Source organism: Mesorhizobium sp. M7A.F.Ca.AU.002.02.1.1 (assembly GCF_003998535.1).
Taxonomy (GTDB): domain Bacteria; phylum Pseudomonadota; class Alphaproteobacteria; order Rhizobiales; family Rhizobiaceae; genus Mesorhizobium; species Mesorhizobium ciceri.
In genome coordinates this window covers 1-5,512 of the sequence record NZ_RZPB01000417.1, presented here as the reverse complement: position 1 = coordinate 5,512, position 5,512 = coordinate 1, and the positions used below count along the sequence as shown (strand labels likewise).

The following is a 5,512-nucleotide window of genomic DNA, read 5'->3' as shown; positions in this document are numbered from 1 at the left end:
GGCTTCGAACGACTGCCCCTTCTTCTCGTCTGCGGATGCAACGCGCCCCTGGGGAACAAGCAGCCCCGCCAAACCCATCTTGAGCAACGAACGTCGGGTCGAGATCATAATGGATTTCCCTTCCTGGACATTTTCGGATTTGCGGCCTGCGCACGAGGCCTTCGCTGATACGAACCAGGTTGCACGCCTATCCGCCGGCACTCTGGCGACCAAGTCGCCCGGTGCGAATTGTTCCATCCCTTTCCCACACTGCATGTGCCCATCGAAGCCACCTACGATGGTCGGTGCAGTGTCTCAGTGTCCGCCGCTTTGACATTTATTGTTCAGTGGACAATAAAAACATTATGTATATACCTTTGCCGTGTCAACGACATTTTTTGCCCGGATTGGCCTCCTCCCTGGCGGGCGGCAACCGACGCGAATAGCGAGAAAAAGGTGAAGGTAGGATCATGCAGTCATTTCCGAACGACGCCATCTGCCCTCGGCAGGAAATCGCCTCTCTTCCCGTTTACAACGCTGGAATATCGGCAGTTGCCGCGCGGCGGGTCAGTGGCCTGCAAGACATTGCGGCATTGGCAAGCAACGAGAATCCTTACGGTTCATCGCCGGCAGTGTCCGCCGCCCTGGCATCACTTGTCCCATCGCGCTACAGCGACCCGGCGTCGGCTGCGCTGCGGCACGTGCTTTCGGAAAAGCTCGGCACCTCCTCTGATCAGATCGTCTGCGGCAATGGGTCGGAGGAGTTGATTGCAGCACTTTGCCGCGCGTATCTGCAAAAGGGTGATTCGGTCTTGACCGTCTCACCGTGCTTCGGCTTGCACGAGATCGAGCCCATGGCGGCCGGTGCACAAGTGCTCAAGGTGCCGATGACACCAGCACTCGATTATGACGTGGACGGGTTGGCGGATGAGCTCACACGCAGACCAAAGATCGTTTTCGTCTCATCGCCTTCCAATCCGGTGGGGCGGGCCTTGTCGCGCAGGGCACTCGACCGGCTGCTTGACGCGGTGCATCCCACGACATTGTTCGTGTTGGATGAAGCCTATTTCGAGATGATCGACTCCAGCTATCCGGATGGCCTGCAGGTGCTGAGCGGTCGCTCGGATCTTTCCTGGGTTGTGCTACGCACCTTCTCCAAGGCCTATGGTCTCGCTGGCTTGCGTGCGGGCTACGGCATCGCCTCGGATGAAGGCATTGCCAGGGTGATGCGTTCATGCATGACCCCGTTCAACGTCAACGCGGCCGCGCAGGCTGCCGCCATTGCCGCGCTCCAGGACGAAGCATGGATGCTGCAGACCACGGCCAAGATACGGCACGACCGAAACATCCTCGCCGATCGCCTGGCCGGATTGGGTGTCCGCGTTGTCCCGTCCCAGACCAACTTCCTGTTCCTCGACTTGGCGACCCAAGCTGCCCCTGTGGCTAGCGCCCTGATCAAAAAAGGCATAGTCGTCAAGCCATGGATGGAGGCCGGCTATCGTCACTTTCTGCGGGTGAGCATCGGGACAGCAGGGGACAATGAACGATTTGCGACAGAACTCGGGCACATCCTCGGCCTCGCATAGTGGCGACGGAAAGCTGCCTTGAACACACAGTCTTCCACCAAGAAGCGCTCGGTCGGTAGAGCAGGCGCTATCGGCTTGACGCGGGAGCGCGTCGTGGAGGCCGCCATTACCCTGATCGACGACGAAGGAATAGCCGGATTCTCAGTCCGCGCTCTCGCCCGCCGGCTCAACGTCTATCCGGCCGCCCTGTACTGGCATGCGGGCGGCGCCAAGTCGGATCTGCTTGCCGAAATTTCGGGCGCGCTGATTGCAAGCCTGATGACACCCTCTGATCTGCCGGACGATTGGCGCGACACGATCCGGCTTCTATTCCGCCGGTTTCGCGCGCGCGTCCACGAGCACCCCAGGGCCGCCCCCCTGCTCGGTCCGCATATCCGCTCCAACGGCGCGCCGAATGCACCTTGGGTCGAGATCATTCTGACTGCGCTCACCCAAGCCGGATTCGAGGATCAGGCTTTGATCAATGCCTTCAATTCAGTGGTTGGCGCCCTGGAAGGCTATATCACGATGGAACTCGCCGCAGACGGCGCTACCGAAGACTCGGAATGGGTCGAAACATTCAACGCAGGCCTTGATGCGCTTGACCCAGCGCGGTTTCCGTTGGTTACGCGATACCTGCCGCAAATGTACAACCGGTCGTTCGTGATGCGCTGGAAAAGCGGGAACGTCGCCCCGCTCGAGGATGGTTACGACTTCCTGATCGAAACCCTGATCCTGGGACTGGAGGCGCAGGCCAAACCTGGCCGAAACAGGGATAAGGACGCTGGCGAGCAGACCACGGATAGATGACCAGATATACGGGCGCAGCGCGCGTCCCGGCCTAGTACTGGACGCAGGAGTACATATGGCATGGTTTAAACGCATCGACGACACGTACGAGCTTCTGAACAATGTCGGTAAGAGCTCATCTCAACAGGAAATATGCCGACACATCCTTGGTTACGCCGGACGCATTGGCGCGACCAATCTTCTGGCAGGACTAATTCCCCCACCCCAAGCCCTGAAACATGATCAAGCTTCGCATGTCATTCTGCATGCCTGGCCAGAACAATGGTCCGAGCGATATTTTTCAAAGGGCTACCTATATCGCGATCCAACGATTCAACTTGTGAACCGGGGCAGCACGCCCTTCCTCTGGAGCGAGATCGATAACCTATGCAAGGTCTGTCCTTTCGGCCGCCGGATCATGGACGAGGCAACCGACTTCAGATTATGCGAGGGTTTGACAGTCCCGTTTGCCACATTGGATGGGCAGCCGGTCGGGTTTTCCGTCGCGGGAGAAAAGCTGGATCCGGATCCCCACGACCGTCTCGCCTTTCAGTTGGTTGCAGCTTACGCTTTCGGCTGCGCGGCTGTTATCACTGATGCAAAACGCAATATCCGGCCGGCACGTTTATCTCCGAGACAAAGGGACGTTCTGCGCTGGGCAGCGGAAGGCTTGACTGTCGATGAGATCGCTGACCGTCTCGCTGTCAGTCGCAACACGGCAGACACTCACCTGCGGGCGGCGCGCGAGAGGCTCGGAGTAGCAAGCACAGTGCATGCTGTCGCGGAAGCCTTTCGTCACGGTCTGATCGCCTAGCTCACGCAATCGCGTGATGCCGCCTTCTACAGGAAGCGACCATTGGTTGACCTCCAAACTGGAGGATAACCGAGATGCTTCTTGTGGTTACATCGCAGAATTCAGAAGAATATCAGGCGGAGCTGGAACAGGCGTTCCGCCTTCGCCACAAGGTCTTTGTCGAAGAAAAGGGCTGGACGGATCTGCGACGCGCAGATGGTCGTGAAATCGACCGGTTCGACAATGAGCACGCAGTCCACATGCTCTTTACGGCTGAGGAGCGCGTTGTCGGCTACCAGCGCATGCTGCCTTCGACCCGCCCCCACTTGCTCTCGGAGGTCCTGTCGGAGCTTTGCGAAGGCCAACGCCCAGTGGGCGAAAACATCTGGGAATGGACGCGCTACTGCGTCGAGCCGCAGTACCGAGAACGGGGAAGAATGCTGAGCCCGGTGGCGAATGCGCTTTTGTCAGGCATCGTCGAGTGGGGCCTGGACAGAAGCATCGATACGATCATCATCGAGATGAACCCTCTCTGGCTGCTGCGCCTGGTCCAACTGCATTTCAGGGTGACGCCGCTGGGGTTGCCGAAGATCATAGGCGGTGAAGAGACAGTGGCGGTGACGGCGAGCTTCGATGAACGCACACTCGCCCGATTGTATGAAACGCGGAAGGCGAGCCCGCCGACTGGTGCGATTGAGAACTGAACGCTCGCGCCCAAACCGAGCGGGCTTTGAGCAGGTACTTCAATGGGGCAGATAGGCGGGCGACTGGACAGTTCCCGTGCGTGGGTGGGGGCCACAAACAGTTCCAGGTGGAGGAAGCGCCATGCGGCGACGCGTCCAACTCATCACGCTCGAATGCGCACTCATCGTATCCGAGGAAGGCAGTTTCCTCGGCGCCTCCCGACGCATGGGAATCCACCATTCTGCACTGAGCCGGCGCATCCGTAGCCTTGAGCACGCGGTGGGAACAATTCTTTTCGAACGCCACGCAGGCGGAGTCCGACCGACCTTGGCCGGCGCACGACTCTTACGCGATCTTCGCCGCGTTCTGACTGATCTCGACGGCACACTCGCCATGGAGGAAACGGACCGAAGAGAACAGGCCGGCATGCTGCCGGGCGGCTTTGAAATGGCGGTGCATGCTACCGAGCTTCTCGATGCGGTTGCCGACTTCATTCGCAGCAGGCCCGACGTCGCCCTGCGTTTCGTGGAAACGAAGCGCGCCACGACCCGCTTATCCTGATTTCGTGTCGCGCCGGGCCCGGCTGAACGCGCGGTCCGTCGCCATGAACCGCACCAGCATCGGCGCAATCAGCTTTACGGGATCGGCGATCGTCTGGCCCGTCTCGCTGCCCAGCACTTCGGCGTAGGCGACAAGATCGCGATGAACGGCGGCAGGCAACTCGACCGTAATCTTGACTGGCCGATCATCCGGAATTGCAGAGAGTTTCAGCTTGCTCATGACGGTTCCTTCGGCACGCCGTAAGGCGCCAGGACAAGGTCGCGATTGACGATGACACGGACTGGGAACCCCGGCCGGACGGTGAGTGTCGGCTGGACGTTGAGCTGATTGCGCACGATCTGCTGACCGACATTGGAGGCCGAATCCTGCGCACTCTCGCGGATCGCCTTGGCGAGGTCACCCTCGTCGTCGCTGGAACCAAGCGACGTCCCAACACCGAGTAGGGTCGAGAGTGCGGCGGCCTTGAACAACTGGCCCCAGTGATGGTCGACCTCGTCCTCCAGCCCGGAGAACCCTTGCGCATCCGCGCCCGGCTGGCGCTCCAGCACGATCGAGGTGCCGTCCGGCATGATGAGCCGGTTCCAGACCAGGAGTACGCGAGACTGACCGAAGGCGACCTGGCTGTCATATTGACCAATCAGTTTTGCGCCCTGGGGGATCAGGAGATATACCCCCGATGGGCTGTCGTAGACATTCTCAGTGACCTGAGCGGTGATCTGGCCGGGAAGGTCGGAACGGATGCCGGTAGTGAGAGCGGCGGGTATGACGGTGCCAGCTTGGACGACATAGGGCGAGGCCTTCGCCGCCAGCCGATCGGGACTAACCGTACGGCGGTCCGGTTTGGCGTTGACGAAGTCGAGTTTGCGGTCCTGCGTATCTTGAGTGGAGCCTGCATCAGGCTCCGTCGGTTCGGCCGGCGGCGTCAAATCGGACCTGGTGTCCGCGATGGCGGTTCCAGCGCCGGTACCCTGTCGCGACGGAGCTGTCCGCGCGTTGGTTTCCGTGAAGAGCTTTGCGACGCGCGCGGCCTCGATCTCGGCCAGGCGGCGCTGTTCTTCCGGATCGATGCGAGGCGTGCTGATGTCGGGCGCAATGACGGACCTGCCCTGCTCTTGCGCGCGCAGGATCGGTCGGCCGAGAT

7 protein-coding genes are annotated in these 5,512 nt (G+C 60.4%); 5 read left to right on the top strand and 2 right to left on the bottom strand.

What is annotated here, in order from left to right:
- The first annotated feature begins 449 nt into the window (after window positions 1–449).
- The 5 genes from hisC to EN879_RS22805 all read left to right on the top strand — a co-directional run bounded on the left by hisC (window position 450) and on the right by EN879_RS22805 (window position 4,371).
- On the top strand, window positions 450–1,565 hold the full coding sequence (gene hisC, locus EN879_RS22825; protein WP_063170702.1) for a histidinol-phosphate transaminase: 1,116 nt from the start codon (window positions 450–452) through the stop codon (window positions 1,563–1,565).
- 18 nt (window positions 1,566–1,583) lie between these two features.
- Window positions 1,584–2,354 (top strand): TetR/AcrR family transcriptional regulator, encoded by a 771-nt coding sequence (locus tag EN879_RS22820; protein ID WP_063170703.1) that lies wholly within the window; start codon window positions 1,584–1,586, stop codon window positions 2,352–2,354.
- Between the two features lie 55 nt (window positions 2,355–2,409).
- Window positions 2,410–3,147, top strand: coding sequence for a LuxR family transcriptional regulator (locus EN879_RS22815; RefSeq protein ID WP_063170704.1), 738 nt, complete (start codon window positions 2,410–2,412; stop codon window positions 3,145–3,147).
- Between the two features lie 74 nt (window positions 3,148–3,221).
- Complete coding sequence (locus tag EN879_RS22810; RefSeq protein WP_063170705.1) at window positions 3,222–3,830, top strand: acyl-homoserine-lactone synthase; 609 nt, start codon at window positions 3,222–3,224, stop codon at window positions 3,828–3,830.
- Between the two features lie 121 nt (window positions 3,831–3,951).
- The gene (locus tag EN879_RS22805; protein WP_063170706.1) at window positions 3,952–4,371 is read left to right on the top strand and encodes a LysR family transcriptional regulator; all 420 of its coding nucleotides are present in this window, start codon (window positions 3,952–3,954) and stop codon (window positions 4,369–4,371) included.
- Here EN879_RS22805 and EN879_RS22800 read toward each other — a convergent pair.
- Both EN879_RS22800 and EN879_RS22795 read right to left on the bottom strand, forming a co-directional pair.
- Complete coding sequence (locus tag EN879_RS22800; RefSeq protein WP_063170707.1) at window positions 4,363–4,590, bottom strand: DUF2274 domain-containing protein; 228 nt, start codon at window positions 4,588–4,590, stop codon at window positions 4,363–4,365. The two genes, EN879_RS22805 and EN879_RS22800, sit on opposite strands and share 9 nt — an antisense overlap.
- A partial coding sequence (locus EN879_RS22795; RefSeq protein ID WP_164774528.1) for a TrbI/VirB10 family protein occupies window positions 4,587–5,512 on the bottom strand: 926 nt, incomplete at its 5' end. The genes EN879_RS22800 and EN879_RS22795, both read right to left, overlap by 4 nt.